Origin of the sequence: Rhodoferax sp. (assembly GCF_012927445.1) — a bacterium.
In the GTDB taxonomy this organism is placed as follows: Bacteria; Pseudomonadota; Gammaproteobacteria; order Burkholderiales; family Burkholderiaceae_C; genus Rhodoferax.
The window spans coordinates 19544-35917 of record NZ_JABBPD010000003.1 but is presented as its reverse complement, the minus strand read 5'-3'; the positions used below and the strand labels follow the sequence as shown (position 1 = coordinate 35917).

The 16374-nt window shown below is 57.9% G+C and carries 16 protein-coding genes and 1 pseudogene; 8 read left to right on the top strand and 9 right to left on the bottom strand.

Annotated elements, in window-relative coordinates:
• Positions 1-28: 28 nt before the first annotated feature.
• A pseudogene (locus tag HHJ17_RS04375) lies at positions 29-427 on the top strand (hemerythrin domain-containing protein); the annotation flags it as partial.
• Between the two features lie 216 nt (positions 428-643).
• Positions 644-1345: an ABC transporter ATP-binding protein gene (locus HHJ17_RS04370; protein WP_296499990.1), complete on the top strand. Its 702-nt coding sequence runs from the start codon at positions 644-646 to the stop codon at positions 1343-1345.
• A gap of 53 nt (positions 1346-1398) precedes the next feature.
• Here the strand turns inward: HHJ17_RS04370 and HHJ17_RS04365 are convergent, their stop codons facing one another.
• The 5 genes from HHJ17_RS04365 to HHJ17_RS04345 all read right to left on the bottom strand — a co-directional run bounded on the left by HHJ17_RS04365 (position 1399) and on the right by HHJ17_RS04345 (position 7463).
• The gene (locus HHJ17_RS04365; RefSeq protein ID WP_296499924.1) at positions 1399-2097 is read right to left on the bottom strand and encodes a ProQ/FINO family protein; all 699 of its coding nucleotides are present in this window, start codon (positions 2095-2097) and stop codon (positions 1399-1401) included.
• A gap of 143 nt (positions 2098-2240) precedes the next feature.
• Entirely contained in the window at positions 2241-3158 is a 918-nt protein-coding gene (locus HHJ17_RS04360) for a hypothetical protein (protein ID WP_296499925.1), read from the bottom strand.
• Between the two features lie 172 nt (positions 3159-3330).
• On the bottom strand, positions 3331-5208 hold the full coding sequence (locus HHJ17_RS04355; RefSeq protein WP_296499927.1) for a potassium transporter Kup: 1878 nt from the start codon (positions 5206-5208) through the stop codon (positions 3331-3333).
• A 72-nt stretch (positions 5209-5280) separates the two neighbouring features.
• The gene (locus HHJ17_RS04350) at positions 5281-5967 is read right to left on the bottom strand and encodes a response regulator (RefSeq protein ID WP_296499928.1); all 687 of its coding nucleotides are present in this window, start codon (positions 5965-5967) and stop codon (positions 5281-5283) included.
• Positions 5964-7463, bottom strand: coding sequence for an ATP-binding protein (locus tag HHJ17_RS04345; RefSeq protein WP_296499930.1), 1500 nt, complete (start codon positions 7461-7463; stop codon positions 5964-5966). The genes HHJ17_RS04350 and HHJ17_RS04345 overlap by 4 nt, the downstream gene beginning before the upstream one ends.
• 260 nt (positions 7464-7723) lie before the next feature.
• Between HHJ17_RS04345 and HHJ17_RS04340 the strand changes: the two genes are divergently transcribed.
• The 4 genes from HHJ17_RS04340 (at position 7724) to HHJ17_RS04325 (ending at position 10614) form a co-directional block, all read left to right on the top strand.
• On the top strand, positions 7724-8242 hold the full coding sequence (locus HHJ17_RS04340; protein WP_296499933.1) for an anti-sigma factor: 519 nt from the start codon (positions 7724-7726) through the stop codon (positions 8240-8242).
• A 186-nt stretch (positions 8243-8428) separates the two neighbouring features.
• Complete coding sequence (locus HHJ17_RS04335; protein ID WP_296499934.1) at positions 8429-9103, top strand: hypothetical protein; 675 nt, start codon at positions 8429-8431, stop codon at positions 9101-9103.
• A gap of 54 nt (positions 9104-9157) precedes the next feature.
• A complete protein-coding gene (locus HHJ17_RS04330) occupies positions 9158-9550 on the top strand; it encodes a glutathione S-transferase N-terminal domain-containing protein (protein WP_296499935.1) in 393 nt (130 codons plus the stop codon).
• Between the two features lie 35 nt (positions 9551-9585).
• A complete protein-coding gene (locus HHJ17_RS04325; protein ID WP_296499936.1) occupies positions 9586-10614 on the top strand; it encodes a diguanylate cyclase in 1029 nt (342 codons plus the stop codon).
• Here HHJ17_RS04325 and HHJ17_RS04320 read toward each other — a convergent pair.
• Entirely contained in the window at positions 10611-11798 is a 1188-nt protein-coding gene (locus HHJ17_RS04320; RefSeq protein WP_296499937.1) for a PLP-dependent aminotransferase family protein, read from the bottom strand. The two genes, HHJ17_RS04325 and HHJ17_RS04320, sit on opposite strands and share 4 nt — an antisense overlap.
• 95 nt (positions 11799-11893) lie before the next feature.
• Here HHJ17_RS04320 and nth point away from each other — a divergent pair, with 95 nt between their 5' ends.
• The gene (nth, locus tag HHJ17_RS04315; protein WP_296499938.1) at positions 11894-12535 is read left to right on the top strand and encodes an endonuclease III; all 642 of its coding nucleotides are present in this window, start codon (positions 11894-11896) and stop codon (positions 12533-12535) included.
• 78 nt (positions 12536-12613) lie between these two features.
• Entirely contained in the window at positions 12614-13750 is a 1137-nt protein-coding gene (locus HHJ17_RS04310; protein WP_296499940.1) for a GGDEF domain-containing protein, read from the top strand.
• A 10-nt stretch (positions 13751-13760) separates the two neighbouring features.
• On the opposite strand, the gene cobC is transcribed toward HHJ17_RS04310, so the two are convergent.
• The 3 genes from cobC to cobT form a co-directional block, all read right to left on the bottom strand.
• A complete protein-coding gene (gene cobC, locus HHJ17_RS04305; RefSeq protein ID WP_366557520.1) occupies positions 13761-14408 on the bottom strand; it encodes an alpha-ribazole phosphatase family protein in 648 nt (215 codons plus the stop codon).
• Positions 14368-15210 carry an adenosylcobinamide-GDP ribazoletransferase gene (locus HHJ17_RS04300; protein ID WP_296499941.1) on the bottom strand — a complete coding sequence of 281 codons (843 nt, stop codon included), beginning with the start codon at positions 15208-15210 and terminating at the stop codon, positions 14368-14370. The genes cobC and HHJ17_RS04300 overlap by 41 nt, the downstream gene beginning before the upstream one ends.
• A gap of 66 nt (positions 15211-15276) precedes the next feature.
• The gene (gene cobT, locus HHJ17_RS04295; RefSeq protein ID WP_296499944.1) at positions 15277-16356 is read right to left on the bottom strand and encodes a nicotinate-nucleotide--dimethylbenzimidazole phosphoribosyltransferase; all 1080 of its coding nucleotides are present in this window, start codon (positions 16354-16356) and stop codon (positions 15277-15279) included.
• Positions 16357-16374 lie beyond the last annotated feature (18 nt).

Sequence of the window (16374 nt, the reverse complement as noted above, 5' to 3'; positions counted from 1 at the left end):
AAGAAAAAAACAAAAATAAGGCACTCGCATGCAAGCACTGCGCATCATCAGCGAAGACCACAGCAATCTGTGGCGCCTCGCCACCACCATCGACCAGGTCGCCGAAGAAATCGAGGGCGGCGCAGCGGTGGACGCTGCCTTCTTCAATTCGGTGTTTGACTACATCGAACAGTTTGTCGACCGCTCGCACCACCCCAAAGAAGATGACTTCCTGTTTCGGATCCTGCGCCTGCGCAGCACACAGGCGGCGGCCATTCTGGACCCGCTGCAAGCAGACCACCGCGATGGGCCGGAGAAACTCCAGGCCTTGCGCGCCTGCGTGGCGCAAGCCGCCCAGGGCCAGTTGGCGATCCCTGAGTTCGCCGCCGCCTTGCGTCTTTACACCGCCGGCTTGAAGAGTCATATCCAGGCGGAGGAAAAGTATGCCATGCCGCTGGCCCGCGAGGTGTTGACGGCACAAGACTGGCGTGAGATCGACAGCGCCTTTCTGGACAACGCTGACCCGCTGTTTGGCGACAAGGCCAAGGCGGAGTTTCGGGAGCTGTTTCACCGCATTGCCAGTCTGGCCCCGGAATCGATCGGGCTGGGCGGACGCACGGCGGGCCACCTGCAAGCCAACGCCGCACCCGCCAAAACCGATGTGCTGCTGCGTGTGAGCCAGATGGAGAGCTGTTATGGCCGCATCAAGGCCTTGAAGGGCATCAGCCTGGAAGTGCGCCGTGGCGAAACGGTGGCCTTGGTGGGGGCCAACGGCGCGGGCAAGACGACCTTTCTGCGGACGCTGTCGGGGGTGCAGCCGATGAGCGCCGGCAGTATCCATTTCGACGGCGAAGATATCAGCCGGCTGCGCTCGGACTTGCGCATGCGCCGCGGCATCTGCCAGAGCCCGGAGGGGCGCCAGGTGTTCGGGCCGCTGTCGATTGACGATAACTTGCGCCTGGGGGCCTATACCCAGCCGAAGCAACAGGTCGAAGGTGATCTGGAAAAAGTCTTTGCCATGTTTCCGATCTTGAAGGAAAAGCGGCTGCTGCCGGCCGGCACCTTGTCCGGTGGCCAGCAGCAGATGCTGGCGATTGGCCGTGCCCTGATGGGGCGGCCCAAGATGCTGCTGCTGGACGAGCCTTCCATGGGGCTGGCACCGCTGCTGGTCGAGGAGGTGTTTAACGTGGTCAAGACGCTCAAGGCGCAGGGCATGACCATTCTGCTGGTGGAGCAGAACGCTTTTGCGGCGCTGGCGATTGCCGACCGCGGTTATGTGCTGGAGACGGGTCAGGTGACACTGACCGGCACCGGGCAGGAGTTGATCAGCAATGAGCAGGTGCGGGCCGCGTACCTGGGGATGTAAACCCTGTTGTCATAACCCTCAACAGAACCCGCATAAATGCGGGTTCTGTCGCTTTAACTCTCGGACTGCGTATTGCTCACAGGGGTTTGCAGACCGATATTTCGATCAAGCGCGATTTTCACGTCGCGCTTATCCAAACCATACATATCGGCAAACTCTTCAAGTGTCTTGCCACTGCTATTGAAGGCCCGGACGAGTGCTTCTTGCTTGGCCAGCTTTTGATCGTACTCGGCGAGCGCTTCCTCCAGCAGGGTGTTGGCATCAACATCTTGTGTCTGCACCGTCGACAGATACTCTTGACGATTTAAACCAGACGACTCAAACGCAGCAATAAGCTGTGCGCGAAACTTCGGTCGTAAATCCTCTCGCGAACGGCCCTGTCGGCGGCGGAACAGTTCAAGCATGGCCAAATAAACATGCGCAGGAGACACGTTATCCACGGCTAGACCCTGAAGGTCGTGCCGCTTGTTGCCCGCGGCCACGCTTTGCAGGTAACGCGCGGAACGCGTATGCCGACCCAGAGCGGCCTTCAGGGTGTCGCGCTCGAAATGCTCAGGGTGACTGGCCAAAAGTTCCTGAAAAATTCCCAGCTTGAGGGGCAAAAACTCAGCACCAAAGAGATGCGGATAAAGCTCAAACAGCTTTTCAAGAACAGGTTGAACAGCTTTCGAACGATCCAGTTGCCCGGTTTGCTCGCTTGCTGGCGTGGTCTCACCGGGTTGGACGGGGGCTTCTGATGTGGTTCGGGTCATGAGATTAAACGTTAGATCAACCCGTGATTGTCAACCAAGTGAGCGCCTCGTCACCGCAGCGCTGTATTTGGGCAAATTTCAGCGTCACAAGGCGGTGCGACTGCGCTTCAATTAAGGCTAATTAAAGTTACTGGAGGCGCCCATTACCTATTGCGATCCGGACCTCTTCCCTCGCCTTTTTCACGGTCTTTCTCCTGCCACTGACCGCGTCTTGATTCCTGTGGACCTCTCTCATTCGGCATGTTTTCCTGGCTTGATGCTCGATTTTGTTGTTCACGCTGCGCAGCACCTTGAGGTTGTTGCTGTTGCTGTTGCCGCTGATCTTGAACGGCGGGACCTCTCGGACGAGAAGGGATTTGTGCGGGGACTGCCCGCTGAACCTCTTCGCGACCCTGTTGCGGCACCTGCGCGCGTGGTGGAATAACAGAACGACCTTGATCCCCCCGCTGTAAAGAGGTGGGCGCTTTGGGTGTCACTTGTTCCTGATAATGCTGACGAACTACAGCATCACGCGGCTGGTAACGGTATTTCTGGCTTTGAAGCTCGTGTTGCTGCTCCACTCGGGGATAGCGATCCCCTGAATACTGACGCTGGTAGAGCGGTAACGGCGCTGGCGCGGGCGAAGACCTGCGATTCCATCGGTCCCATCCGCTTCTATGCTGCTGCCATTCATTGCCCCAGTGCTCACCCCAGCGAGGTGGCGCATCCGACCGCCATCCGCGGAAGTACACAGGAGGAACCCGGTAGTAACGCACAGGAATTCGCAAAACGAACAATGGCACAAACTCTGGAGCTACAAGACCCCAAGGCCCGTTGTACCAGGAACTCGCGTACCAGTTGTCCTCTTGGTAGACCCAGTACATCCCATCGTAAAAGAAAAAGTTCGAATTCAGTCGCGGTGCGTAATAGACCGGATAACCCGGCACCCGAACCAGTTCTGGATACACCGGCAGGTTAATCCCGATGCTCACATTTGGAAGTCCGATGCCAATGCTTACCTGCGACATAGCCGAAGTCACAAACCCCAACACCATCGCAACCAGAATAATCAAATAACGCATTTTCCAACCTCCAGTTCAAACAACGGGGTCGACGTGAAGATAACGGAAATTACCCTGACCCCAATATTTTGGATGATAGCGCTTCTACTAAATTACCCCAACCAGCAGTTGGCATAGATCCCAGTCAAGTAAATAACTCATCTTTCTGCGTTTTGCCGAATAACGAATTGCATCAAATCTGAACACGCGTCCCCAGTTCAATCACGCAATTATTGGGCAGGCAAAAAAAGTCAGCCACACTGCCGGCATTGCGTGACATCAAGGCAAATAGTGTTTCGCGCCAATGTGCCATGCCGGTGCCTTTGGTCGGCACCACGATTTCGCGACTTAGAAAATATGAAGTCTCGAACAGATTGATCGGCAAACCAAGGGGCTGGCAGAGTTCCAGCGCCTTCGGTATATCAGGTGTATTTTTGAAACCATAATTCACCTGCACCCGCCAGAAACCGGAAACCAAAGGCTTGACCTGCACACGCTCCTCGAACGGAATCCATGGCACATCATGGAACACGACCGTGAGGATTAAATTGCGCTCGTGCAGCACCTGGTTGTGTTTCAGGTTGTGCATGAGGGCCTGCGGAACAGTATCCGGGTTAGCGACGGCATAAACCGCCGTGCGGGGAACCCGATGCACGTGATCTTCGGTCAACGCCGTAATGAAAGGCAGCAATTCGGGATCATCGTGGCGAATGCTCTCAATCAGCAATTCACGACCTTGCCTCCAAGTTGCCATGATCATAAAGATGGCGGCGCCAAGCACCAGCGGAAACCAACCCCCTTGGAGAAATTTAAGTGAGCAAGACACCACCAAAAGCACATCCAGGGCTAAAAACACACTCGTCGCTGCGAGCGCCACCGGCACTGAATATCCCCAACCGTGGCGGATGACGAAGAAAGTCAACGCGGTCGTGATCAACATCGTCACGGTCACGGCAATACCATAGGCAGACGCCAGGGCAGAAGAACTGCCGAAGCCAACAACGGCAAGCAAAACGGAGACCAGCAGAATCCAGTTCACCTCCGGCATGTATATCTGGCCGACTTCCTTCGCCGAGGTGTAATGCACTTGCATGCGGGGCAGCAGTCCCAGCTGGATAGCCTGCTTGGTCATGGAGTAGGCCCCCGAGATGACCGCCTGGGACGCGATAACGGTTGCCAGTGTTGCCAACACGACGGCGGCGATAAGCCAAGTTTGGGGGAACAGGCGATAGAACGGATTTTCAAGCGCGGACGGGTCACGCATGAGCAATGCGCCCTGCCCCATGTAATTGATGGCCAGGGCCGGCAACACGAGGCCGATCCAGGCAAGCTGGATCGGCCGTTTGCCAAAATGACCCATGTCAGCATAAAGCGCCTCGGCGCCCGTGAACGCCAACACGATGGCCCCCACCGCCACAAACATATGCCAGCCCTGTGAGCGCAAAAAGGCCAGACCGTTCAATGGATTCAGTGCCGCCAAAATAGCCGGCTGCTGAATGATCTCCGAAATCCCAGTGAAGGCCAATACGCCAAACCACACCATGATCACCGGCCCGAACAGCTTGCCGACCAGGCCAGTGCCATAGCGTTGCACCGCAAAAAGTCCGATGAGAACCGCCACTGAAATGGGCAACACATAGGGCTTGAATGCCGGCGTGACCACCTCCAACCCTTCGACTGCACTCAGTACGGAAATGGCTGGTGTGATCACACTGTCGCCATAAAACAGGGCCGCGCCAAACACGCCCATCAACAGCAAAATCGTGCGTCGCTGCGGAGTTTTTCCGGCGGCATTGGCCGCAAGTGTCGTCAAGGCCATGATGCCGCCTTCGCCCCGGTTGTCGGCACGCAGGATCAGCAACACATATTTCAGTGTGACGACCATCATCAAGCCCCAAAAAATGACGGAGACAGCGCCGATGAGATGGGTCGCGTCCAGCGGAATACCGGTAGCCGGGCTGAAGACTTCTTTCATGGTGTACAGGGGACTGGTACCAATATCGCCGTACACCACGCCCATAGCACCCAAGGTGAGCGCCGCGAGGCTTTCCCGATCTGAAGTTTTACTCATTGCAATCCATAGACTGTGAACAGGGTGCCACTATCACCCTGGACGCATCAGGAACGCATAAGGAAAACTAACTTAGGCTACTGCCAGCCGATAACCCACGCCGGTTTCGGTGAGCAAATGCCTCGGTTCGGCGGGATCGCGCTCGATCTTTGCCCGCAATTGAGCCATGTACAGTCGCAAATAATGCGTGTGTTCCGTGAACTCAGGCCCCCAGACATCGGTCAATAACTGCCGATGCGTCACCACCCTGCCCGCACTGCGCACCAGTCGGGCAAGCAACTTGAACTCGGTGGGTGTGAGATGCAACACTTCACTATTGCGCTTCACAACATGTGATGCAAGGTCAATGCGCAGATCGTCCAGTTCATGCACCGTCACTGCCGCGGCCAGGGCCGTGCCACGGTGGCGCAGGGACACCCGAATGCGTGCCAGTAGTTCGCCCACGCTGAACGGCTTTGTCAGGTAATCATCGGCCCCGGCATCGAGCAGCAGTATTTTTTGCGTTTCCTGATGGCGTGCGGACACCACAATGATCGGCACAGCATTGCGCTTGCGCACCTCGCGCACCAGCTGTACCCCATCGCCGTCAGGCAATCCCAAATCAAGCACGATGACATCAGGCGGGTCATGCCGCAGTAATGCACTGGCTTCGCTCATTGACACGGCCGTCTGAACCTCAAACCCCTCCACCGACAGGGAAGACTGGATCAACGCCCGAATCTCCCGGTCGTCTTCGACCACCAGTACAAGCAAAGTCATGCGAGCTCCTTGCCCGGTTGCAGAACATCAACCGGCACGGTGAAGTAAAAAATGCTCCCACCACCGGTACGCGGTCGAAGTTTCAGTTGCCCACCATGCGCCTGGGCTATGGCCCGACACAGCGCCAGTCCCAGACCGGCACCCCGCTGGCCGGACTGATCACTGCGTGAATAAGGCTCAAAAATGGCTTCTTGCTCTGCTTCGGGGATACCGGGGCCCCGATCCTTGACGGAAACAACAATCGCCTGGCCCTCTAAGTTCACCGTCAGATCAATCGCACCATCGCTGTATTTCAGTGCGTTATCCAGCAGATTGCCGATCAATTGCGCGAGCAGCACCGGATCTGCCTTGACCAGGGGGAGGTCTTCAGGCACTTTGGACTTGATGCGGCGCTCAGGGTCCCGTTGCCGCACGCGCGCCAGCACGGCGCCAACGATCTCTTCCAACGACTCCCAATCCCGGCGTAATTGCTGCGCCGAACTGGTGAGGCTCATTAGCTGGAGAGTATTTTCAGTTACCGTGGACAGATAGGATGCCTCGCTCACAATGCTGCCCAGCAGCCGCGCTTGCTCGGACAAGCTCAGCTTGTCACGCTGAGTCTGTAAGGCAGAGGCCGCACCAACAATGGCGGCCAACGGTGTTCGCAGATCGTGCGAGATGGCCGCTAAAAAAGTGCTTTGAAGCTGCTGACGTTGCGCTTCGCTTTGGGCGGAAAGCATCGATGAAGTCAGGCGCAGGCGCCACAGTGCTTGCGCCAGCAGGGCGCAAAGCGCTTTGGCATGTTCCAAGCCACTCGCATCATTGGCAAAAGCTGACTCGACACAAACGGCACCGGTTACATGCCCTTTGTCACCCAAAGGCAGATACCAGGCATCAAGTCCTGGCCAGCGTCCGGTCCCCGGCCCCAGCACGGCGGCTTCCGCCATACAACAACGCAAGCCGTCCTGCACCGCGGTCGCAAGTCCATCCGCATGTTCCAGTTTGCGCCCATCCTGCGTCAAGATCAACGAACAAGGGCCAACAAAGGCCGCGTTCAGGGCTCTCTGGCCAAGCGCCAGGACCTCTTCTGGCATAGTGATATTGGAAAGGTCGCTTGCCAGGGCTTGCAATTGCCGAGCGCGGCTCTCGTTCAAACGAGCGATCTCGGATTCACGCCGAACGCCCGTAGCGAGGCGACTGATAACCAAGGCAACCACCAGCATGGCGCCCAGTCCAATGAAGTGCTCCTGGTTTTCGACCGCAAATGTCCAGCGCGGTGGGACAAAAAAGAAGTTCAAGGCCGTGACAGCCCCCACCGCGCAGATGGCCGACTCAATCCAGTCCAATTTATAGGCGGCAATCACAACCGCCAATACATAAATCATGGCCTGGCTTGTCAGCGAGACATAACGATCAAGCAGAAAGCTACATATGGTCGCGGCGGCCAATAGCAAAGCGACAACGATCCAGTTGCGCACTGGGTGATGACTAGCGTCAGAAACCGGGTGAGAATTCATGATGACGCCAGCGTACCACCCGCCGCATCAGGATCGCATCAGGATCGCATTAGGCCGTGACGGCATGCCAAATACAAAATTTTCTAATCATTGCCGACCCAGGTTGCTTAGGATTAAGCTGGCTCCGCCCATACCGACAAGGCGCGTGAGCAGTTACTGCGTTGCATCACGGTGCACGATAATTTAGTGCTGCTGGACCTGCCAAATTAACAACAAGGCAGCGGAAATGCTGCAAACCCTTATCAAGAGAATTAATACGAATGAATGAAACCGCCTCCCCCTCCCGGCCTCCGATCTCTCATGCGGCATGGTGGCGCGCAGCCACCATCGTTTGTCTGCTGGTCATGGCTTTTGCCACCGCCACGGGGGTGAGCATGTATGAGCAGTTCACCGCCCAGATCAATCAATTACAGGGCAAGCTTCAAAACATCGCGCAAATCAAATACATTGCGGTGCTCCTGGACGAGCAGCAAGCAGCAGCCCTGTTGGTCACACTGGACCCACAAGACAATGCGCTGCAGATTCAGCGCCTGAACAGTGTGTCCGAAGGACGCGAAGACACCATGCAACTGTGGGCTCTGCCCGCCAATGGCAAACCCCGTTCCTTAGGCATTTTGGCAAGCGCAGGCAAGACCTTGCGTTTGGCGGCCAATGAAAAATCATTACTTGACGTCCAGCAACTGGCCATCAGCGTAGAAAGCAAGGGCGGCATCGCAGAAAACGCAGCGCCCCGTCTACCCTATCTATTCAAAGGTGCGGTCGTGCAAAAAGCACTGTAAGCCATTGAATTCAAGCATGCGGCAGCCACTATTGCCGTAAAAATCCGGGCAAAACCAGCCCGCGATAAGATACTTAATCTGCAATGGTTGGATTAACTTCACGTTTTCTGCCCGTGCCCTGGTATCCATCCCAGGGCATGCAGCACAAATCTCGTCTCCCCCTCAGATCGAAAAAGGATCCCGCCCATGTCACTCTCTAGCGCAACGCTGTCAGCCATCCAACAGGCCGGTGCAGCTGTATTTTCAGCCGATCTCGAACTCAAGAACGCCGTCAAGGACTACGCGCAGCGTGTCAATGCCGCGATGGTGTCAAACCCGTATCACCTGGGCAATGACAGCTTGTTTGAGAACTGGAAGGTTGTCGCTCGCCTCTCACAAACGATGGCAGGGATCGAGGAAGAGATCAAGAAGGTGTACCAAGTGGCGGCTGAATTGATCGCGGATGATCAACCACTCGTGGTGCAAGTCGCCTCTCTTGCCGCGCCGATACGCGCTAACGATGCGAGTGTGGTTAGTCAAAATGACATGACACCCACGGATGTGTTGGTTAAAAGCAAGAAGAAGAAATTGAAGTCTGGCACGACCCGCAGTACCCGCGCCCCAAAACCAGGCCCAAGCCCGGTCAAGCCAGTTGGTGTTAGAAAAAGTACTCAGCAGCTCAACGGGAATCCCGCCAAACTTTTACAGTATTTTGAGAAGATTCTTAACTCCAAGAAATTTACGGTGCTAAGTCAAACTGCCGCTGGACAAGAGACGGGAATCCCCTTGGGTTCGATGACCGCAGCCACCAAAAAATTAATTGAAAGTGGTCGCGTCATTGCCGGTCCGACGGGCAGCTTCCGGCTGGCAACTGCCAAGTAGGCATTGTTTAAGTATTGATGTACAGCCACCCTATTTAGATTCCCAGCAGTCACCATGAAATTTTTTATCAGAACATTCTTCAAAACCTTGAGGATCATCCTTGGCCCCGTGATGCTGCTGTGGGAAATGATCAGCCGACCGAAAGGCCTGGTACGCCAGCCGGCATTGCAGGACCAGGTGGATGAACAATGTCAAAGCATCGTTCTTTATCAATTCAAAACCTGCCCCTTCTGCATCAAGGTCCGGCAGGAAATTCATCGTTTGTCCCTGAAAATTGAACGCCGTGATGCCCGACCAGACGGCAGCAATCGCGAGGAATTGTTACGCGAAACCGGACTGACCAAGGTGCCCTGTCTAAAAATCACTGATCAGGCAGGGAACAGCCAGTGGATGCACGAATCCGGCGCGATCATCGCGTATCTGCGTGGGCGTTTTGCCACCAACTGACCCGCCCTTCGATAACCCCCAGCAAGGCCCGCACCATGCGACAGGAACGCCAGGACCTCATCCGTTCACTGTTTGACGAATACATCGAGATGTATGCCGCGCGCGATGACCGCCTGACGGCGCGCTTCAGTGAAAATTTCAGTGGCTACACCGGCGGTGGCGATTTTCTCGTCAAAGACCGGGCCGAGTGGGCCAAGATCACCCGACAAGATTTCTCGCAAGTCACCAGCCGGATCCGCATCGAGATGCTGGACCTGGCAATGCAGGACCTCAGTGCCGACGTTGTCGTCGCCACTGCCTTCTTCCATATTCACTTGCCCATCCCCGACAGCATTCTTTCTCGCGAGACCGCACGGTTGGTGCTTATTTTTCGGTTAGAGGGGGCAGACTGGAAGATTGTGCACAGTGGCATCTCCATTCCTTATGGGCTGGTCCGGGATGGCGAGGTCTACCCGATCAAGGGCTTGCGCGCGCGCAACCTTGAGCTTGAATCACTGGTTGTAGAGCGCACCTTGGCGCTGGAAGAAGCGAACATGAAGCTGCAGGCACTCAGCAACACGGACGGGCTGACCGGTATCGCCAACCGACGCAAGTTTGACAATCTGTTTGCGCAGGAATGGAACCGTGCACAACGCACGGGCACACCCTTGGCGCTGGTCATGCTCGACGTTGACCTCTTCAAACACTACAACGACCACTACGGTCATGTAGCCGGTGACAGTTGCCTGCAGGCGCTTGCCGGGGCGCTGGTCAAGGCAGGACGGCGAGCCGGAGAACTGGTGGCTCGCTACGGCGGCGAGGAATTCGTCGTGCTGTTACCGGATACCAACGGGCATGACGCCTTGGAAGCAGCCCGAAACATGCAGCACGAGGTCTGGTCGCTGGCACTGCCGCACACCGAAACCGTGCCCGGCATTGTCACCTTCAGCCTTGGCGTGGCCAGTCTGGTGCCGTCCAGTCAGCACTCCCCTGAATATCTGATACAGCAAGCCGACTTGGCACTCTACCGCGCCAAAGAAGCAGGGCGTAACTGCGTGCAATTAGCGACTGACGCGCCAGACTAAAGCGCCAGCCTCAACCGCGCCATGCCCTCTTCAATCTTCTCCACCCCTGCCGTCGCAAAGCTCAGACGCAGGGTGGACAGATCGGGGTCATGCGCAAAGAATGGTGCGCCGGGGACAAAGGCCACGCCTTGTTCAATGGCCCGTTTGGCAAAGTCATTGGCATTGCTGCCCCGGCCGTCAGTGCCGGTGAGCTTGGCCCAGAAAAACATGCCGCCCTGGGGTGCATTGAATTCAATTGCACTACCCAACTCGCGGCGCAAGGATGCGGCCATGACGCGGGCACGCTCGGCGTAGGTGCGGCGCACCACGGTCAGCGCACCGTCCAGCCGATTGAGTGTGAGGTAATGCGCGGCGATGGCCTGGGTCAGGTTGCTGGTGTGGGCATCACTGAACTGTTTGCACATGGTGGCGTTGGCCAGCAGTGCAGGCGGCGCAATCATCCAGCCCAAACGCAGGCCCGGCGACAAGATTTTGCTGAAAGATCCGCAATGAGCCAACCAGTCGCGGCTACCGGGAATGTCGTCGCTCAGGGCCAGCAAACTTGGCGGTGGCGGCTTGTCGAAATACAGTTCGCCATAAGGATCGTCTTCTACCACCAGCGTTTTGGTGCGGGCTGCGATTTCCAGAATTCGCTTGCGCCGCGCCAGGCTCAAGGTGGCGCCGCTGGGGTTGCCGAAGGTAGGAATGAGGTAGACCAGCTTAGGCTTGTGTTCAAGAATGAGTTTTTCAAGTTGATCCACATCCACGCCGTCCGCATCAATCGGGGCGCCGATGATTTCTGCACCATACAGGCGAAAACACTGGATGGTGGCCAAAAAGGTGGGCGCTTCCACAATGACTTTGTCGCCGGGCGAGATCATGCACTTGCCAATCAAATCCAGCGCCTGCTGGCTGCCGGTGGTCACAATCAGGCCGTCAGGCGTCACCGTGGCGCCCTTTTGCGCCATGAAAGTGCTGAGGCCTTCGCGCAAGGGCTGGTAGCCTTCGGTGGCGCCATATTGCAGCACCGGTCCGGGGTTGTTGGTCAGCACGGCATTGCTGGATTCCTTGATGCCTTCCGCATCAAACAACGCCGGATCAGGAAAGCCGCCGGCAAAGCTGATGATGCCGGGCTTGCCCAGCAGTTTGAAGAGTTCACGGATGGCAGAGGTTTCAACGTTTTTCAGGCGGTCAGCAAATTGCATGGAAGTCTTTCATTTCTTTCCCCGATCCGAATAACAAGGGATCGATGACGGTTAGCTTGCTATTATTATTCAGACAGAAAATACACATAGAACGCATGAAACCAGACGCTATCGAAGGCTTTTTTGCCACCCTCAAAGCCGCCAACCCGATGCCTGTGACCGAGCTGGAATACACCTCGGTGTTTGAGTTGCTCACCGCGGTGTTGCTGTCCGCCCAGGCCACCGATGTCGGCGTGAACAAAGCCACGCGTCGCCTGTTCCCGGTGGCCAACACGCCGCAAAAAATACTGGATCTCGGCCTTGAAGGCCTGGAGGGCTACATCAAGACCATTGGTCTGTATCACTCCAAAGCCAAACACCTGATGCAAACCTGCCAGATTCTGGTGGCGCAGCACGGTGGCGTGGTGCCGCGCACGCGCGAAGCGCTGGAGGCGCTGCCCGGTGTGGGACGCAAAACAGCGAATGTGGTGTTGAACGTGGCCTTTGGTGAAGCCACCATGGCGGTGGATACCCACCTCTTTCGACTCGGCAATCGCACCGGCCTGGCGCCGGGAAAAACGCCGTATGAAGTGGAGATGAAGCTGCTTAAACGCATTCCTCCCGCCTATCTGGTGGACGCTCACCACTGGCTGATCCTGCATGGCCGCTACATCTGCCAGGCACGCAAGCCCTTGTGCTGGCAATGCGGGGTGAGCCAGTTCTGCGACTTCAAAGCCAAAACGCCGCCACCAGGGTAAGTCAGTCACGGGTGGCGTAACCACCGATAAATCACAATGTAATAATTGTCCCTTTTTTTACATTGCAGCAGATTTCAAATGAGCCTCATCGACCCCCGAACTGTCATTCTGCTGGGCGGCGTTATGAGCGGTTTGATGTCCTTGGTGCTGTTTTCGCTCAAGCGCAGCTACCCCGCTTCCATTAAAGGATTGGGCGAATGGTCTGCGGCACTGCTGCTTGTATTTATCGGCTCCTTGCTGGGTGCCGCAACCGGCAAGCTGCCCGTCATTTTCACCATCTCCCTCGCCCGGTTGCTGCTTGCCGCAGGCCTCTACCTCACTTACGTTGGCACCCAACGCTTCTTTGGCGTCACGCCGCGCTTAAAGCCCTGGATCGCCTTGATCGCGACGTTGATGGTGGTTCAGTGGTGGTTCACATTTATCGAACCCAGTTACCGCATACGCCTGGGTCTCTCCAATGCGCTGGCAACTTACCTGTTCGCGGTGCATGCCTATCTGGTGATCAAGCAGGGTTCACCCACCTTTGCCAGAGTGATGAGCATCACCGTGCTGGTGGCCATGTCGGCCATCCAGTTCATGCGGTTGGTGACTTCGTTCATCTGGCCCGTGGGCCAGGATCTTTTCGAAACAGCGTCCTACCATCTGGTTTATGTCGGCAGCTTCGTGTTTTGCATTCTGCTGTTCTCCATCAGCACCGTGCTGCTGGCCACCGAGAGCCTGCATGCCGAACTGCAACATTTAGCCAACCACGACTCACTCACCAATGCCCTGACACGGCGGAACATGGACGACGCCTGCCAGAGAGAACTGGCGCGTTGCAAGCGCCACGGCCGCAACATGGCCCTGCTGATCATGGACCTGGACCATTTCAAGTCCATCAACGACAGCCATGGCCATCAAACGGGTGACCGGGTGCTGGTCAATTTTGTGGCCAAAGTCAAAACCATGTTGCGTCAGCCCGACCAACTGGGGCGCTTTGGCGGCGAAGAGTTCATGGCGCTGTTGCCAGAAACCTCGCTGGAAGAAGCGGTTTTGGTGGCCGAGCGAATTCGCGCCGCCTGTGCCTTGGCCGACAGCGGACCCAGCTGCACCGTGAGCATTGGCATCACCACCCACCAACAAGACACGGACACCGTGGACACGCTGCTGGCACGGGCCGACGCCGCCCTGTACCGGGCCAAGGCCAACGGCCGCAACCGGGTCGAAACGGCTTGATCCGGTCGGCTCAGACCTGAAGTTCCCGCCAGCCGCCAAAGGTCGGCGCATCGCTGGGCCACTGCGCAGCCTGCGTCACCTGGCGCACCCCCTGCGCCAACAGACTGGCGGCACGAATGACACCGGCATGGGTGATCCAGACGGCATCAAGCCGCTGGCGCTGGGTTTCGTCCCAGACAGCGGCGACACGTTGCATGAATTCAGACACGCTTTCCTGGCCGCCAAAACGGTGCGCACCAAAGTCAGCCACCCAAGCGTCATAGTCGGCTTGGGGAATGGCGTCCCAGCGCTGCCCCTCCCAGCAACCAAAGTTCATCTCGGCCAGCCGTGCATCGGTTTTATAGGCCAAATCGGGCCGCAGCCCCCGTAAACAGTGCACAAGACGCTCACATCTTTGTAGCGGCGACGACACCAGGGCAACACCGGCGGGCAAGGTCAGCGCCAAGGCTTGCGCTGTTTGCAGCGTGGCCTGGGTGTCGGCGGCGACATCGCTGGCGCCGTAACAAACCGCCGGGGCGATCAGGGGTTGCGCATGGCGCACCAGCCACAGCTTCATGAATGCAACGCCCTCACCGCGCAGGGATGCAGCTGCCGCACGGGCTTCAAGCGCACCACCTTCACAGGCACAAGGCCAGACCAAGGTAAAACGCCAGTTCACACACCTGCTGCGTGGCGCCGAGGCAGTCGCCGGTAAAGCCGCCCAAGCGCCGCCAAAACCAGCGCCACATCACCAAAAAGGCGATGCCCGAGGCGGCCAGCGCCAGACCAAGCGCCCACAACAGCGCGATCAAATCCACGTCTAACGCTATGAAATCAGTAGCTACTTGCGCATAGACGACAAGGGCCAAGGCCATAAAACACCATAAAAAAGCGGTCATCAGGCTGGCGCCACTGATCTGATCCGCCAGTGGTTTTGACTTGGAGCCCGCCGCATCCCCCACATGCGGCATGAGGCGGATCAACAGCAGCGGCCAAGTGCGCGACACCACATGCGCCAGAAACAGCGCCGTGCACAGCACCAGACTGCTCACCGAGCCCAACAGGGCCAGCAGTGACACCTTGGCCAGCAGTACCAGCATCATGGCGATGGCGCCAAAAGCCCCGACGCGCGAATCTTTCATGATGATCAAGGCGCGATCCCGGTCCGGGCTGCCGCCCAAGCCATCCGCCACATCGGCCAGCCCGTCTTCATGGAACGCGCCGGTGATCACGACGCCAAAAGCCGTCCCCCACACCGCCGCCACCAGCGGTGCAAATCCGCCCTCGGGCAGCCCCGCCAACAACAAGGCGGTGACGGCTGCAACCAACGCGCCCACCAGCCAGCCCACCCCCGGAAAATGCGCGGCGCTGGCGCGCAGCATGGCCGGGCTGAAGCCGACCCAGTCGGCCAAGCGCCCGGTGACCGGGATGCGGGTAAAAAACTGCAGGGCCAGCAGGTAATGGCGAAAGAACTGGGTCATGGTGTCAAAGCGTTGGCCCCCTCGTCCGTTGAGGAGCGAGGGTGAGAGTGTCGATAGGCTGCGAGGTTAAACGGCGCTGGTTTCAGCGGCAGATTTTTCGGACACGCCCGCGGCTTCAAAGCTGGCCATGTCGCGCAAGATGGTGCAGGCCGACTGCAACAGCGGCCAGGCCAGCGCCGCGCCCGAGCCTTCGCCCAACCGCAAGCCCAAATCGAGCAAGGCCTGAGCGCCCAGATGCTGCAGCATGAATTCATGGCCGCGTTCACCGGAACGGTGGGCAAAAACACAACGCTGCAGCACCAGCGGCTGCAGGGCGTGCGCCACCAGCACGGCGGACGTGGCAATAAAGCCGTCCACCACCACCACGCGACGCTCGGTCGCGGCTTGCAGTACGGCGCCGACCATGGTGGCAATCTCAAAGCCGCCTAAAGCGGCGAGCGCATCCAGCGGCGCTTTGGCCTCGGGGTGGCGGGCCAGCACTTCACGCAGCACCGCTGTTTTGCGTTGCACGGCGGGCGCATCCAGCCCGGTGCCGGCGCCAGTGCAGACTTCAACGTCGAGCCCGGTCAGGCGGGCCAGCAAGAGCGACGCGGCCGAGGTGTTGCCAATGCCCATTTCACCCAGCAGCAGCGCGTTGCCGGGCAAACTTTTCACCAACTCTTGCCCGTTGTGCAGCGCTTGCTGGCATTGGGCGGCGGTCATGGCCGCTTGCACCGAAGAGTCGGCCGTGCCGTTCGCCACCTTGCGCACCAGCAAGCCGGGGCGTTGTGTGCCGGCGGGCAGACCGGCCAAAAAGTCGTGGTTCACGCCGCAATCGACCACCGTCAGGCTGATGCCGTTTTGGCGCGCCAGCACGCTCACTGCGGCGCCGCCGGCCAGAAAATTCTCGACCATTTGCCAGCTCACATCGCTGGGAAAGGCCGAAATGCCACGGGCGGTGAGGCCGTGGTCACCGGCAAATACCACCATTTGCGGCTGCACTAAAGCGGGCGACTCGGTGCCCAAAATCTCGCCCAATTGCAACGCCAACGCCTCCAGCCGACCCAGCGAGCCCAGCGGTTTGGTTTTGTTGTTCAGCTTGTGCTGCAGGGCCTGTGTGAGAGCAGGCGTGTGGATGTCGGCGAGCGTGGGCAAAGTTGTGTTCATGGTGCGTGGTGGTGTTAA